This is a genomic window from Mesosutterella faecium (genome assembly GCF_022809315.2).
Classification (GTDB): Bacteria; Pseudomonadota; Gammaproteobacteria; order Burkholderiales; family Burkholderiaceae_F; genus Mesosutterella; species Mesosutterella faecium.
In genome coordinates this window covers 517,936-532,985 of sequence record NZ_JAKZJU020000001.1, presented here as the reverse complement: position 1 = coordinate 532,985, position 15,050 = coordinate 517,936, and the positions used below count along the sequence as shown (strand labels likewise).

Annotated in this window: 12 protein-coding genes; 3 read left to right on the top strand and 9 right to left on the bottom strand. The window is 56.6% G+C overall.

The features are described from left to right. Positions 1–282: 282 nt before the first annotated feature. Positions 283–2,052 (bottom strand): IS1634 family transposase, encoded by a 1,770-nt coding sequence (locus tag MUN46_RS02545; protein WP_285230539.1) that lies wholly within the window; start codon positions 2,050–2,052, stop codon positions 283–285. A 240-nt stretch (positions 2,053–2,292) separates the two neighbouring features. On the opposite strand from MUN46_RS02545, the gene MUN46_RS02540 reads away from it, so the two are divergent. Together MUN46_RS02540 and ilvA are read left to right on the top strand one after the other, a co-directional pair. Further along, entirely contained in the window at positions 2,293–4,479 is a 2,187-nt protein-coding gene (locus tag MUN46_RS02540; protein WP_243376097.1) for an IS1634 family transposase, read from the top strand. A gap of 235 nt (positions 4,480–4,714) precedes the next feature. After that, entirely contained in the window at positions 4,715–6,247 is a 1,533-nt protein-coding gene (ilvA, locus tag MUN46_RS02535; protein ID WP_243376096.1) for a threonine ammonia-lyase, biosynthetic, read from the top strand. 57 nt (positions 6,248–6,304) lie between these two features. On the opposite strand, the gene MUN46_RS02530 is transcribed toward ilvA, so the two are convergent. From MUN46_RS02530 to MUN46_RS02495, 8 genes are all read right to left on the bottom strand, one after another. Further along, positions 6,305–6,520, bottom strand: a complete 216-nt coding sequence (locus MUN46_RS02530) for a hypothetical protein (protein ID WP_243376095.1) — start codon at positions 6,518–6,520, stop codon at positions 6,305–6,307. A gap of 2 nt (positions 6,521–6,522) precedes the next feature. After that, positions 6,523–7,956, bottom strand: coding sequence for a M20/M25/M40 family metallo-hydrolase (locus tag MUN46_RS02525; protein ID WP_243376094.1), 1,434 nt, complete (start codon positions 7,954–7,956; stop codon positions 6,523–6,525). 8 nt (positions 7,957–7,964) lie between these two features. Continuing rightward, the gene (locus tag MUN46_RS02520) at positions 7,965–8,720 is read right to left on the bottom strand and encodes a septal ring lytic transglycosylase RlpA family protein (RefSeq protein WP_243376093.1); all 756 of its coding nucleotides are present in this window, start codon (positions 8,718–8,720) and stop codon (positions 7,965–7,967) included. A gap of 154 nt (positions 8,721–8,874) precedes the next feature. Next, complete coding sequence (gene rodA, locus MUN46_RS02515; RefSeq protein WP_422732581.1) at positions 8,875–9,996, bottom strand: rod shape-determining protein RodA; 1,122 nt, start codon at positions 9,994–9,996, stop codon at positions 8,875–8,877. Next, a complete protein-coding gene (gene mrdA, locus MUN46_RS02510) occupies positions 9,993–11,945 on the bottom strand; it encodes a penicillin-binding protein 2 (protein WP_243376092.1) in 1,953 nt (650 codons plus the stop codon). The genes rodA and mrdA overlap by 4 nt, the downstream gene beginning before the upstream one ends. A gap of 24 nt (positions 11,946–11,969) precedes the next feature. Next, complete coding sequence (gene mreD / locus MUN46_RS02505) at positions 11,970–12,527, bottom strand: rod shape-determining protein MreD (protein ID WP_237978883.1); 558 nt, start codon at positions 12,525–12,527, stop codon at positions 11,970–11,972. Then, on the bottom strand, positions 12,524–13,408 hold the full coding sequence (mreC, locus tag MUN46_RS02500) for a rod shape-determining protein MreC (RefSeq protein WP_243376091.1): 885 nt from the start codon (positions 13,406–13,408) through the stop codon (positions 12,524–12,526). The genes mreD and mreC overlap by 4 nt, the downstream gene beginning before the upstream one ends. A gap of 64 nt (positions 13,409–13,472) precedes the next feature. After that, positions 13,473–14,522: a rod shape-determining protein gene (locus MUN46_RS02495; RefSeq protein WP_237978879.1), complete on the bottom strand. Its 1,050-nt coding sequence runs from the start codon at positions 14,520–14,522 to the stop codon at positions 13,473–13,475. 235 nt (positions 14,523–14,757) lie between these two features. On the opposite strand from MUN46_RS02495, the gene gatC reads away from it, so the two are divergent. Then, the gene (gene gatC, locus MUN46_RS02490) at positions 14,758–15,048 is read left to right on the top strand and encodes an Asp-tRNA(Asn)/Glu-tRNA(Gln) amidotransferase subunit GatC (protein ID WP_243376090.1); all 291 of its coding nucleotides are present in this window, start codon (positions 14,758–14,760) and stop codon (positions 15,046–15,048) included. Positions 15,049–15,050: the final 2 nt, after the last annotated feature.

The following is a 15,050-nucleotide window of genomic DNA, read 5'->3' as shown; positions in this document are numbered from 1 at the left end:
TCCTTGGGTAACTGCGGCGCGGCTGTTGAAATCTGCCGCACCAGTGTGTTCTATAGGAAGTTATATCTCATGTTGTGCGGAGTTAGCGTTTTTTAGGCTTATTTTTTATGCTAATCCGTCAATTTCCATAGAAACGGAACACTGTTCCTAACCTCTCCACCATTAATACGAGAGTTCCCATAAACGGCAACTAACTGCAAAAAGCGGATAGTTGCCGTTTTTTATTGATATATAAATTCTTGACAAACAGTCATTTATATTGTACCTGAACTCCCGGGGTTTCTAGTCTTTAAGAACCCTGGGAGGAACGGGCAGACCAAGCATCGTGAACAAATCACGATGCTTTTTTGCTAACTGCTGGCTGACCCATTTGTTGTGAGTCTTCAACTTCGTGGCCTGGACGTTCCTGAGTTTGGCCAGTGCGAGGGTCAGGGAATTGCCCGGGAGCTTCAGATCAGAATTGCTTTGAGTCTGAGCCCTCGCACTGAAGGACATCCTGGTCCTGAGGGTCTGCGCGAGGATGTAAATGAACAGCCGGCCGATGTAGGTGCTGTCCGTCGAGCGGATCCTGTCGCCGTGGATTTCGTTTTTAAACTGGTCAAAGGACTGCTCGACCACATTCCTTTCCCGATAAATTTCCAAAGCGGCGAAAGGATCCGCAATCTCATTGGTGCGGATGACAAAGCAGCCGTAATAGCGCGTTTCCTTTTCGATTGCTTCGTAGTCAGGCTTCCATACCGGACGTCCTGAGTCATCCTTTGTGCAGGTCAGAAAATTTTTAACGTCCTGCCAGGCCTGGCTGTCGACAGAACGCCCTTCATTCTTCTTTTTCAAGGCTTTCTCGATGGCCTTGAGCAGGTCAAAAGATTCCTTTGCTGCCCGGATGTTGTTTCTGTAGAGATGGAGGGCAACCTTGACGTCCTGGCGGTTGGAGCGCCATTCGGCGTCAGGCGCGGTGACGGCGGCAACCTCCAGCAGGCCGGACTGGCAGGCAGGTTTTTCAAAATCCTTCCTGTGTTTGTCAAACTTTCGTTTGACCGAGTCCTCGACGACCCGCACGCCCTGGACGAACCGCAGGTTCAGCTCCAGGGATTTCTGGGTGTTCATGATGCTGCTGTAGCCGCGGTCCGTGACAAGGAGCATCTTGTCCAGTTCAATGCCTTCGTCCCGCATCTGAAAAAGGATTTCACGGAAAGAGGCCGCGTCATTGATGGACCCCTCGTAAATGTGGGCGAAGACTGCCTCTCCGGTGACGTAGTCGCAGACGAAGGCGAGATTGACCTGCCTGAGTTCCGGGTTCTGTTTGGCATGACCGTAGGCGGCGTCTCTGATCGTCTCGGAGTAGGTGGAGATGCTCGTGCTGTCCAGGGCCAGCATTTGCGGCGGGACATAGCTGCCGGGCTTGAGCGAGGCTTTGATCAGGGCGCTGCGCTGCCGGGCTTCCTCGGCAGAGCGTTTGAAGCGGAGCTTGAAATAGGCCTTGAGCTTGTCGCGGTCCACCTGTTCCAGAACTTCGGAAATTCTCTGGCTGGACAAAGGCCGGGCCCCCGGCAGATAAACCCCTGAGAGCCAGTCGCTGTAGAGCATCATGGCCTGGCCGGCGTCGAACTGGAAGATGGCCAGATCCATGAGCTTTTCAGCAAGATCCGCGCCAAACACGGACTTCAGGTCATCCCTGATGCCGTGGAGAATGCAGTATTCCCGGGCCGCCCAGGTGCAGCCCATGGAAACGGTCTCGTTCTGCTCCCAGCCTTCATCGGAAGCCGGTTCCTGCGGCTCCGCTTCTCCGACGTCCTGTGCGCTGACCAGTGAGTTTCCAGCCCAGTACCAGTCCCTGCCAGCGTATTCCGGATGAAGGGCAAGAAAGGCTTTTCCCACACGGACTTGGCGGGTCTGCGGATCCAGCCTGCCGACATGATGCCGCTCCGCAATGCGCGACTGATGTTTCTTTGGATCCCACTTGTTGCGGTAGGTGTAGACATAGGTCCTTCCCTGTTTGTCCGTGTAAGTGGAAAAGTTCATTTTGCCGGAGGCGTTTTCAGAAGAATCCATGGCGATAGCATGTTTTTATTAATTATAGACTATGCTACCATAAAATAAATACCCCGGCAAATTCAAATCATTGAATTTCCGGGATATTTGAAATTAATTTGGCCTGAGTTTGTCCTGCGTCAACCCCTTCTGGAGCTAGGATCGCGGGAGTTTCCGATTGTAGAATAAATCGTTCCGACGGTACGATTTACAAGGATCAATATAATGGGGCGTATTTACAGAGATCTCCGGGAAATTCCGATGCCTTCCGACACCAAGTTCAACAGGAAGAGCAAACAGGTCTCCAAGTACTATCAGTTGAACGGGAGCCGCCGTCGAATCGTCGTCGGCGTCTATACAGAAGACGGCAAAATGCATGTCAACGACAACTTCCGCGTTCACTACCCGGAACTCTGGGAGAAGTACTACGGCAAGATTGATCCGCTTCACCATCAGGTTTGCATGGGACTCTACGCTGCCGGCCTTGGAATCGGTCATTACACGGGGTTGTATCAGGATCTCCTTGACGCCTTCGGGCCTCAGTCCTGCAATGCCTCCATGGATTTCGCGCTGTACAGCCTCAGAGAGCAAAGCTCGACGGCTCAGCTCTTTCAGGAAGCGATGGAGACTCAAATGCTCTTCTCACGCAAGCCGTACAGCGATGCATGGTATTCGGAGTTCTTCCGAATGACGCTGACGGAGTCGAAGATTCATGACTTCAAGATTCGCCGTCTCAGGCGTTTCGCAGAACAGAATCGAAAGGTGTGGCTGTGCATAGACGGCTCGAACAATGACTGTGTCGTTGAGAACAGCGAACTTTCGGCATTCGGTGAATCGAAATCGCACAATTCCAAGCCCATCGTCAGCTACATATGGGCAGTCGATGCATCCGACGCCCGTCCGGTGACTTGGTTCGTCAACAATGGTTCTACGCCCGACTGCAAGGCTTTCGATGAGGTCATCAAATTCTTGGGAGACTACGGAATCGGTGTTGAGGGGGTCATTCTCGACCGCGGCTTCGCCTCAAACGATGTGATCAACGCCATTACGGCCTGCAATCTGGACTACGTCGTGATGCTCAAGGGCAAGTTCGGCGGGTTCAGGGCAATGTTCGAAGCACATGCAAATGATATTCATTGGAAAGTCGAGCACGCAGTCAGCGACGACGGTGTTTTCGGTCTGGTCGGTCATCACAAGCTTTTCGATAAATCGCCGGAGATGTCCTGTATCGGCTTGTTCTTTTCAGGCGTCAGCAATTCCTGTCGATTCGTCAAGCTGATCGGTCGTGTCCGTAAGGTTACCCGTGAGCTTCGTGCTCAGATTCGGGCCAATGCCGCCGGACGGTCTTCGAGTCCGAATGCTGAAGCCGATCCCAATGCAGGTCTTGTGATTCCGAGTGATCTGAAAAACATCCTGAGCTTCAGGACGGAGAACGGGAAGATCGTGGATGTCGAATGCAATAATGCCGCATGGCAGCAGGCCGGCGAAAGCGGCGGGTACTTTGCAATTGCCACTCGTACAGACAAAACGGCAGAGGAGATTTACAACCTTTACCGCCTGCGCGACGCTTGCGAAAAGCAGTACGCAATCGTAAAGACTCAGCTTGACGCACACACCTTTCGCGTCCATTCTGATGCCGCCATACATGGTCGCATGGCGGTTTGCTTTGTCGCAGCAGTTCTTCGAACTGAAATCATGAATGCCTGCAAGGCGCTGGGGCTGGATACCAATGTCATGATTCGCAAGCTCGACAGCCTGTATTGCCTCCTTGCGCCGGACGGATCGTATCGAGCGATTCTCAAGCATTCGAACGCACTGAAGGCGCTTCTGGAAGCATTCGGAATCCGATCAGAGCACTGGCAGTTCTTGGCCAACGAAATCAATGAGCAGAACGCAGGACCTGTCTATGCACAGGTACGCAAGCTTCCGGAAGTTGTAAAACGCGGCCGCGGGCGGCCGCCTAAAACAGAAGCTCAAAAGGCTGCGGAACTGCAGGGGAAGCAGGCCGGCTTATCCGGTTTGCCCAAGCGCGGTCCCGGACGTCCGAAAGGCAGTCTTAACAAAAAGACCATTGAGAGGATGGAACGGGAAAAGGCTGAAGGGATCGAGCCGAAGCCGAAGCGTAAGCCCGGGCGACCCAAGGGAAGTAAAAACCGGTCAACGATAGAACGTGAACAGCGGGAAGCTGAACAGCTTCAAAATGTCGCGCCGATCAAACGTGGCCCCGGCCGCCCGAAGGGAAGCCGGAACAAGGCAACCATCGAACGAGAAAAGCAGAAAGATGCGGAACGTCTGATGAATGAACCGGTCAAACGCGGTCCCGGTCGTCCGAAGGGTAGCAAGAACCGGAAGACACTGGCTCGAGAGGCCGCTATCGCCAAGGCAGGATTCACAGTTTCAAAAACAAGTCTGCGGCAGCACCGAAAAGCACCGAAATCCGGTGACTAGGATGGGGGCTTACGGGGTGAGGATGTTGAAAATATTCACCCCGTAAGACGAGCTTTGAGGGACTCGGTGTACCGTTTTGGTGGAAATTGACGTAATCCGGCTTTTTTTGTTATTTATTAATTCTTTTATGTATAAATTCGAATTTCTCAGATCCTGATAATATATAAAAGTATATATATTCAAGAAATGATTTTGTGAAGAGTATCATTAAGAAAATTTTTTATAGGACACCTCCATGCTGGCACAGGAATATCTTCGCCGAATCCTGAAGGCGAGAGTCTATGACGTCGCGCACGAATCACCCCTTGACTATGCAGCGCATCTGTCTGACAAACTGGGCAACAAGGTTCTTCTTAAGAGGGAGGATCTGCAGCCGGTTTTCTCTTTCAAACTCAGAGGGGCCTACAACCGGATGGTTCATCTGTCGCCTGAGGAAAGAAGCTGCGGCGTGATTACGGCCTCGGCGGGCAACCATGCCCAGGGCGTGGCCCTTGCGGCCAACAGGCTGCAGTGCAAGGCGGTGATCTGCATGCCCATCACGACTCCGTCCGTTAAGGTCGAGGCTGTGAAGAGGTTTGGGGGCAGGTTTGTAGAGGTGATTCAGGAAGGGCGCTCCTACAGCGAATCAGCTGAATGCGCGGCCCGGCTCCAGCGTGAGCGGGGACTGGTGTTCGTGCACCCTTTCAACGATCCTGACGTCATTGCCGGACAGGGCACCATCGCCATGGAGCTGCTGCACCAGTATCAGCCTTCGGACGGCGATCAGATTGACGCCATCTTTGCCGCCGTCGGGGGCGGAGGTCTGATCTCCGGCATCGCTGCCTACATCAAGGCGCTCTATCCGGAAATCCAGGTGATCGGCGTGCAGACGAAAGATTCCTGCGCCATGAAGCGTTCGCTGGAAGAGAAGCATCCGGTGTTTCTTCCGCAGGTCGGGCTTTTCTCCGACGGCACGGCGGTCAAGCAGGTGGGAGATGAAACGTTCCGCATATGCCAGCAGTATGTGGATGACATCGTTCTGGTGGATTCCGATGAGGTGTGCGCGGCCATCAAGGATATTTTCGACGACACTCGCTCCATCGTCGAGCCTGCGGGAGCTCTTGGCGTAGCCGGCATCAAGGCGTGGACGCGGCGCAACAGCATTCGCGGCAAAACGCTGGTAGCCGTCAACAGCGGCGCAAATATGAACTTCGAGCGCCTGAGGTTTGTGACAGAACGCGCGGCCATGGGCGAGGAAAAGGAGGCGATGTTTGCCGTCACGATTCCGGAGGAAAGGGGCTCTTATCGGAAATTCTGCAAGCTGCTCGGCGAAAGGAACATCACCGAATTCAACTATCGTATTTCCGCCGAGAAAGAAGCTCAGATTTTTGTCGGAATCCAGACGATAAGTTCCGGAGATGACGAGAAGCTCGTGTCGCTGTTCCAGCGGGCGGGCCTTAAGTGCCTCAACCTCACCCACGATGAGCTCGCAAAACTGCATCTGCGGCACATGGTGGGCGGCAAGAGCCCGCTGGCCGTCAACGAGAGGCTTTATCGATTTGAATTCCCTGAATACCCCGGGGCACTGATGGTCTTTTTGACCGCGCTTAATCCTGCGTGGAACATATCCCTTTTCCATTACAGGAACAATGGTTCCGATTACGGACGCGTCCTGGCCGGGATTCAGGTTCCTCCCGAGGATGATGCCAGGTTTCAACAGTTCCTGGACAATCTGGGATATCCCTATGTAGATGAAACGTCCAACCCGGCCTATCGGCTGTTCCTTTGATAAACGCAGGCTCCTGAGCTGTAGCCACGGTCCGCGCATTCAGCGCGGGCCGGCAGCTCAGTCTTCTGATAGGACGATGTTGCCTGATTCATCCTCAAGGACTTTGTAGTCCCATTTCTTGTTGCCGCTCATGTCTTCCAGCCAGGCTGCGCGCGGGAGGCCATACTCATCTTCATAGGCTGTGATGAACATCTGGGCTTCAAGAGGGGTGGCGAAATTTTCTTCAAAGTCACCGTAATCTACGATGACCTGAGTAACAGTGTCGCGGCGCATTTTTACTCCGGAACGTTCGCAAGTATCGAGCTGATGCAGGCGAGGAACTTGCGCGTATAGCCTATGTCAAGGCTTTCATCAGGGCCGTGTGCATTGGAGCCCGGTCCGAGGACGCCGGTGACGGCAAATTGAGCGCGCGGGAAAAGGCTAGAGAAAAGATTAAGGATCGGAATGGATCCGCCCTCACCCTTCCGAAGCGCGGGAAGCCCCCAGAGTGCCAGCGACGCCTGGTCGCAGGCACGGGAGAACCAGGGAGCCTCTTCCGGAGCCTGCCAGCCGGGAAGGGCCTCGGAGTCTGAAAAGGAGACGGACGCGTTGAAAGGCGGATCGCGGGTGAGCTCTTTTGTCATCTGTCGCAGAGACTCCTCAGGGTCGGCGGCAGGTGGAATACGGATGGACAGACGCAGGGTAGTCTGGGGCAGCTGAACGTTGGCAGCCTCCGCGGGGGACGGCAGGCCGCCGGCTCCGATGATCGAAAGCGATGACTTCCACGTCTGGGCGGTTACTGCCTTCTCGACCAGGTCTTCATAGGGACGGGTGGGCGCCCCGTTAAGGCCCGGGCACCAGGGAAAGCGCTTCAGGTAATCCTCTCCAAGGAACTTGGAGGCGCTTTTGATCTCCTCCAGCCTGCGCTCCGGGATGGGCGGGTTGAAGCAGGAGAGCCGGAAATGACCGGTCAAGGGGTCTGTCAGGCGATCCAGAAGAATGCGCAGTGCATCGAATGTGCCGGGGACGATGCCGCCAGCTTCGCCGCTGTGGACGGCGTGCCGGAGGATTTTGACGGTCAGGTTGGTGGACAGCGTGCCGCGGACGGAGTTTGTCAGCCACAGCTGCCGGTAGCTGCCGGCGCCAGAGTCCAATACAAAAACAATCCTCGGGCTGCCGCAGCGGGACCTGAGCTTTGCAAGGTAATAGTCAACATCATTTGACCCGGTTTCTTCGCGAGTTTCGAAAAAACCGACGCAGCGCGGGTGCGGAATGCCTTCGTATTCCAGAGCCCGTATCGCAGTCATCGCCCCGTAGAAGGAATAACCGTCGTCGGCGCATCCTCTGCCGTAGAGCCTGCCGTCCCGAACAACGGCCTGCCATGCGGAAAGCCCTGCGCTCCAGCCGCTGGCTTCCGGCTGTTTATCCAAGTGGCCGTAGAAAAAGACGGTGTTTTCTGAGTTTTCCCTGAACCGGCCGGTCGGCTCGATGGAGAAAAACAGACTGGGCGAGCGTCCCTCATCCTGCAGGACTGAAAAGTTTGCCTCGCCAAAATGCTTTTTCCCAAACGCGGCCGCTTCCCGGCACACCTGCAGAAGAACGCCGTTCTCGCGCCACTTGGCATCGAATCCCGGCGACAGCGACTTTCTGCTTACAAACGTTTCAAGCGCCGGCTGAGCCTGCGAATCCCAGAAACAACTGACCTGCTGAAGAATGCTTGAATAGTCCATTTTTATACTCAGCGCTGAGACGGGAACGCCCTGCTCCCGATAATCTGCGAAATTTCCGCGGAGGCCTGAGCGGCGCCGTCATGCCCCTGATACTGCCCGGCCATGACCCGGTACAGGCCGTCCGAGGACTTCACGATCCGGGTGGCGTAGGACCTTTGGTATCCGTAAGCAGACAGCAGGGCCTCGGCGTGTGCCGACCAGGCCCTCGCATTGTCAGCACTGGAAAAGGCACCGATCTGCACGGCCCAGCTTCTGGTGCGGCGATCCGGCTGGATGCTCTGGCTAGGAACATTCTGGGCGGTTTCGGTGCTGGCCTGAAGCGTTCCGGATGCCAGCGCTCCGCTGCGCCATGATCCGCTTGCAATTTCAGCCATCGTAATACGCTCGACCTCGACACGTGCGGTTCCCTTCTCCGCGTATCCCAGGCGCCGGGCGGCTTCATAGGACAGGTCGATGATCCGATCTCCGAAAAAAGGACCTCGGTCGTTGACTCTCAGAATGATGCTTTTCCCGTTCTCAAGATTGGTGACTTTTGCGTAGCTGGGCAGCTCCATTGTCTTGTGGGCGGCGGAAACGGCATACATGTTGAAAGTCTCCCCTATGGAGGTCTTCTTGCCGTGGAACTGCCGTCCGTACCAGGATCCTATGCCCCGCTCCCTAAGCGGCTGATCGCCGGTGATGGGGACATAGCGCTTGCCCAGCACCACATAGGGGCGGTTGGCGCCCCTGGCCGGTTTTTCCACCTTCGGAAGAGTTCCTATCATAGGGGCCCCGGCAGGGGACGGGGCCGTCCCGGCTGGCGACGGCGGTATTTCGGTGCTGCTGCGGACAGGCTGGTCTGGCGAGCGGGTGGTGGAGCATGATGCCAGAACCAGTACAAGGGGCAGGACGCCTGCCGCCAACAGCCTTCGCATAATCTCAGTCATCTTTATATTTCTTGTTGGCGGATATAGCCATCAGCATGCCCGTGCAGGTGCCTAAGGTCAGAAGGGCGGTTCCGCCATAGCTCATGAAAGGCAGCGGAACGCCTACGACAGGAAGAATCCCGCTCACCATGCCCATGTTGACAAACGTGTACGTGAAAAAAATAACGGTGATCGCACCGGCCAGCAGTTTCGAAAAGGTGTTGGAGGCATTGATGGCGATTCGCATCGAGATGCAGATGAGCGCGAAGTAGGTAGCCAGGAGAAACAGATTGCCGACAAGCCCGAATTCTTCTGAAAAGACCGCAAAGAGAAAGTCACTGGTTCGCTCCGGGATAAAGTCCAGGTGAGCCTGAGTGCCTTCCATCCATCCTTTGCCGAAAACGCCGCCCGAGCCGATGGCGATTAACGCCTGGAGGGTGTGGAAGCCTTTTCCCAGCGGGTCCGTGGTGGGATCAAGCAGCGTGAGTACCCTCTGTCTCTGGTAATCCCGCATGAAGGTCCAAATGATGGGAAGGGAAGCGAGGGCGGTGCCCAGGATTGCGAAAAGCCATCTCCATGGCAGCCCCGAGAAAAAGACAACAGACGCGCCGGCGGCGGCCACCAGTATGGCCGTTCCCATGTCAGGCTGCTTCAGTATCAGCGCGACAGGCACCGCAATAATCACCGCCGCTATGGCAAAGTCCCTTCCCGAAATGCTTTCCTGCCGTGTGTGGAAGAACCATGCCAGCATCATGGGAAGCGCGATTTTCATGATTTCGGAGGGCTGGATCTGAGTAAAGCCGATGTTAAGCCAGCGAGTGGCTCCTTTGATGGTGGTGCCGGCCACCAGGGTGGCGACAAGAAGCAGTACGCCTACCAGATAAAGCGGCAAAGCCATTTTCATCAGATAGCGCGGATGGATGTTTGCGAATATCACCAGCACGACCAGAGCGATAAGAATGTTGCGCGCCTGGTCTGCGATGCGCCAGGGATAGCTGTAGCCGGCGGAGAAAAGGGTCATGAAACCGGTCAGCGTGAGGATGGCGACGACGATGGCAAGCGCGAAGTCCATCCGGGCCAGCCGCTCCAGAAAGCTGCTCCAGAATCTTCGCAAAAGCCTGGTGTCAAAATTCATTGCTGCGCCTCTTTTGAGGAAGATGCGGGGCCGGCGGGCTTCTGCAGGTAAGCCGGCGGCGGCAGTCCTAAAGAATTTCTGCCAAGCAGCCAGTAGTCCAAAACGGTGCGCGCGATAGGAGCGGCGGAACCGGCTCCCCATCCCCCGTTTTCCACCAGAACCGCCATGGCAATTCTGGGGGAGGCCGCCGGTGCGAAGGAGATGAACAGACCATGGTCGCGGTGAGCCTTAGCCAGGGCCGCCGCATTGTATTTCTGGCCTTGGGCAATGCCGACGACCTGAGCCGTGCCGGTTTTCCCGGCTGCTACATAGGGCGCTCCTCTGAAGGCGCCGGCCGCGGTTCCTTCGCGGGTGACGGTGGTCATGGCGTCGATGATGAACTCAATGTTTTTTCTTGAGGCGGGCATCACTTTCCTGTAGCTGGACGTGACCGGCTGGGTTTTCTGTGTTGCCGGATCGAAGATCGCCTTGACCAGATGAGGCTGCAGGGACACTCCCCTGTTGGCCAGTGTGGCTACGGCATGCGACAGCTGCAGCAGGGTGAAGGCGTTATAGCCCTGTCCGATGCCGAGGGAAATGGTGTCACCAGCTAGCCAAGGCTTGTGAAACTGCTTCATTTTCCATTCCGCATTGGGCAGCACGCCTTTCTGCTCGCCGAGCAGGTCTATGCCCGTGAGCTGTCCGAACCCCCAGGGCTCCATAAAATCGTGGATTTTTTCCGCTCCGAGATCATGGGCGAGTTTGTAGTAGTAGACGTCGCTGGAGACCGTGATGGAGCGCCTGAGATTCAGAATGCCCTTGTGAACCTTGGAGGCATCCCGGAACTTGTGCCCCCCGAGTTCGTAGACGCCCTGATCGTTTATGGTGGTGGAGGGAGTGATGACGCCGCTCTCGAGGCCGGCGAGCGCCATGAACGGCTTGTAGGTCGAGCCGATCGGGTAAATTCCCCGCATCGCGCGGTTGAGCAACGGCTTCCTAGGCGATGTGTTCAGGCTGTTCCATGTTTCGTAGTCGATGCCGTTTAAAAAGAGGTTCGGATCGTAAGTGGGCTTGCTCACGAAGGCGAGGATTTCCCCCGTGGAGGGGGCGATGGCGATCAGGGCGCCGTTGTTGCCGCCGAAGGCATGCTCCGCCACCTTCTGAAGGTTGACATCTATGGATAGAGTGAGGTTTTTCCCGGGCACCGAGGGGGTTGAGGCCAGATACCGAATTGGCCGTCCGCCCGCCGTGACCTCAAGCAGAGACTTGCCCACGGTTCCGCGCAGATCGTTCTCATAGGTTCTTTCAATGCCGACCTTGCCGATGTTGTAGGCGCCGCGGTACTGCTCTTCCAGTCCGTCCTGCTCGATGCGCTTTTCGTCGGCTTCGGATATCCGTCCCATGTAGCCGAGAAGATGGGCGCCGAGGGAACCGAAGGGATACTGCCTGAATTCCCTCGAGGCGAGTTCCACTCCGGGGAACTGCCATTTATTCACCAGAAACCTGGCCATTTCGGACTCCGTCAGGTCAAGCCTGATGGGGATGGGATCGAAGCGCTTGGATTCGGCGAGCAGCCGTTTAAAGCGCTTCTGGTCCGTCGCAGAAATGGGAATGACCCTGGAGAGTCTCTCAATCAGGGTGCTGAGCTTCTCCTCGGTTTTGGACGGAGTGATTTCAAGGGAGTAGGCCCAGTAGTTCCTTGCGAGAATGATGCCGTTGCGATCCAGGATCAGCCCTCTCGAGGGCTGTGACGGAATCGTAACCGAGCGGTTGTTTTCCGCCTGTGAAGAATACTGGTTGTGCCGGATGACCTGAAGCCACACGAATCGCGCCGCCAGCAGCGAAAAGCAGAAAAAAATGAAGCAGAGCGCGAAAATGGCCCTCCGCCTGAATTCAGCGGCGTTTGATTCAACCGAGCTGATGGTTCTCTGGCGGGGGGCGAGCGATGACAAGCGGCGAAAGAGTCTCATCGCGCCTCCGGTTCAGAAACCGGCTTAAAGCGGGCTGGTTTCGTCATTTTTAGATTTTCTCTGGGGCATGAGGAGAATCCAGCTCCACAGGGGCCACAGCAGGGCGCAGAACACGCTGGACAGAAACCAGCTCCAGCCGGGCCAGGCGCGCTCTCCCCAGCTCCTGACCAAAAGCACCAGAACCTGAGTGAGCAGCAGCATGGGAAGCAGGTGCAGTGCCTGAGCCGGAGCGCGGAACCAGAAAAGGCGCCGACTGGCCTTCTGAACCATGTACGAGAGCACCACGTAGGCGAAGGCATGCTGCCCGAGCAGCGAGCCCTGCTGGACGTCCATGACGATGCCGAGCATGAAGGCTACGGCCATGCCGATCCAGTTCGGCTGCCGCATGGTCCAGAAGATAAGCGTCAGGGCCAGAAAGTCGGGCACCCAGGCCGCGCGCTTGAGAAATATGTTCAGCAGCAGGCTGATGAGGATCGAGGCCGCCACCCACAAAGGATTTGCGGGAAGAAGAATGTAAGCCTTAGGCTGCTCAGTGATAGTGGAGGGTGCCGGAGAGGAAAACAGGCGGGAGAAAATGTTCATGGCGCAACTTTCTCTGTTTGTGCGGTTCCCGCGCTATGGCCGGGGTCAACATTGACGAGGGCCACCATGACATATCTGCCGAAAGAGGGCGAGGCCGAGAGTCTGACCCAGACGTGAGCGAAGGCATCGCCCCTGATCTTTTCCACATGGGTGACCTTCCCGACGGGTATCCCCGGCGGAAAGACTCCGTCAATTCCGGAGGTCTGCACGGCGTCACCTTCCTGAATGTCAGCTACGGCCGGTACGAACTGCAGCTCGACCGTCTGGTCGGACTGCGTGTACGAGGTCGCGCATCGAATTCCTGAGCGCGGGAGGTAAACCGGGAACTGCATGGCCGGGTCCGTGAGCAGCGTGACCTCGGAGCGGTCGGCGCTGACCCGTGCGACCTGGCCGATGACGCCGTTTTCATCGATGACGGGCATGCCCGGCTCGATGCCGCTGTTCTTGCCGATATTGATTTCGATGCGCTTGGAAAAGACGTCGGCGGTTTCTCCCTTGACGATGCCGATGGCCGCAGAGCGCCGGATCTGCGTCTTGACGCCTGCGAGGGCCTGCAGCTGGCTGTTTTCGGCCTTGAGCTTTTCGAACTCCGAAAGGGCGAAGCTCAGCTCGGCGTTTTTCTTCTTCAGCTTTTCGTTCTCTGCGGTCAGCTCCTCGACGGTCGTAAAGAACTGTCCTATGCCGTGGAAGGAGCGGCCGACGCCCTCCGAAACCGCGACGGCGGGCCGTAGAAGGTACGAGTCGATGGCAGCCCTGAAGGACTCCAGGGTTTTCAGCTTGCCGTCAACCAGCATCAGAATGATGGAGAGGCTTGCGAAAAAGACGAGCCTCACCCCCGCGGGCAGCCCTCTTCTGAAAAGCGCTGGCGAGCCGTTATCCATAGTTCTTCAAGCTCAAAGCGAGGCGTTTCCACACAAATGCAGGCGGTGCTCCGGCCGGGACAGGTCAGCCGTACGTGAAGGCGGTCCGTAGCTGCTCGATGTTTTCAAGGGCGATGCCGCATCCCTTGACCACGCAGTTGAGTGGCTCCTCGGCAATATGGACGGGCAGGCCTGTCTGTTCCTGCAGCAGCTGATCCAGGTCGCGCAGGAGCGCTCCGCCGCCCGTGAGCATCATGCCGCGTTCGGCGATATCTGCTCCAAGCTCCGGAGGCGTCCTTTCAAGGGCGGTCTTCACGGCACCGACGATCTGGTTGAGGGGCTCGGTGAGCGCCTCCAACACCTCGTTGCTGTGGATGGTGAAGGTGCGCGGAACGCCTTCGGAGAGGTTGCGACCCTTCACCTCTATTTCCTTCGCCTCCGAGCTGGGGAACGCAGAGCCGATCTCCATTTTGATCAGTTCGGCGGTGGGCTCGCCGATGAGCATTCCGAAGTTTCTGCGGACATAGCCCACGATGGCCTGGTCGAACTTGTCTCCGCCGACGCGGACGCTGCCGGAGTACACCATGCCTCCAAGCGAGATGACGCCCACTTCCGTGGTGCCGCCCCCGATGTCGATGACCAGAGAGCCTGCCGCTTCCGACACCGGCAGACCCGCCCCGATGGCGGCCGCCATCGGCTCCTCGATCAGGAAGACCTCGGAGGCTCCGGCTGCTTCGGCGCTTTCCTTGATGGCGCGCCGCTCAACCTGAGTCGACCCGCAGGGGACGCAGATGATGATGCGCGGATTGGGCGCGAAAAGCTTGGACGGCCGCACCATGCGGATGAACTGCTTCAGCATCTGCTCAGTAACGGTGAAGTTGGCGATGACTCCGTCCTTCATCGGCCGGATGGCCTGGATGTTGCCGGGCACGCGCCCGAGCATCTGCTTGGCCCGATGCCCGACGGCGTGAATCGTGGTTTTGCCGTTGGGGCCTCCTTCCTGGCGGATGGCAACCACAGAGGGTTCATTGAGGACGATCCCCTTTCCCCTCATATAGATAAGGGTATTGGCCGTGCCAAGGTCGATGGCAAGGTCATTGGAAAAATAGCTGCGGAAAAGGCTCAGGCCGAACATTCTGAAAATCTCTAATGGGGGGCAAAAAGGACACTGCTTATTTTATCCGCTGTTGCGCTGGCTTAGAGCCAACCTTATGCGGCAAACGGAAGATCATGGTGCAATTCCATGCAAGTGGTCAATGATAGACTAAGCGCTGGTCAGATGCCGGACTGGAAACTGTTTTTTACAGCATTTTTGTCCTGTGCCCTTTCGTGCGGCATCGTGCGTCGAGAACAAACCGGAAAAATTCATTATGTCTCTTTCCAAGGAAGACGTTCTGCATATCGCCAACCTAGCCCACATAGATTTGTCGGAGGCCCAGATTGCCAAAATGCAGTGCGAGCTGAATGATATTTTTGAAATGATCGAGCAAATCCGCGCCGTCAATACGGACGGGATTGAGCCCATGCTTCATCCCATGGACGGGGAGGAAAGGCTGCGCGCAGACGTGGTGGCCGAAGAGGACATCAGGCAGGCTGCCTTTGAGAACGCTCCAGAAGTGAGCGACAGCATGTTCCTTGTACCACAGTATGTGGAGTCCTGAAA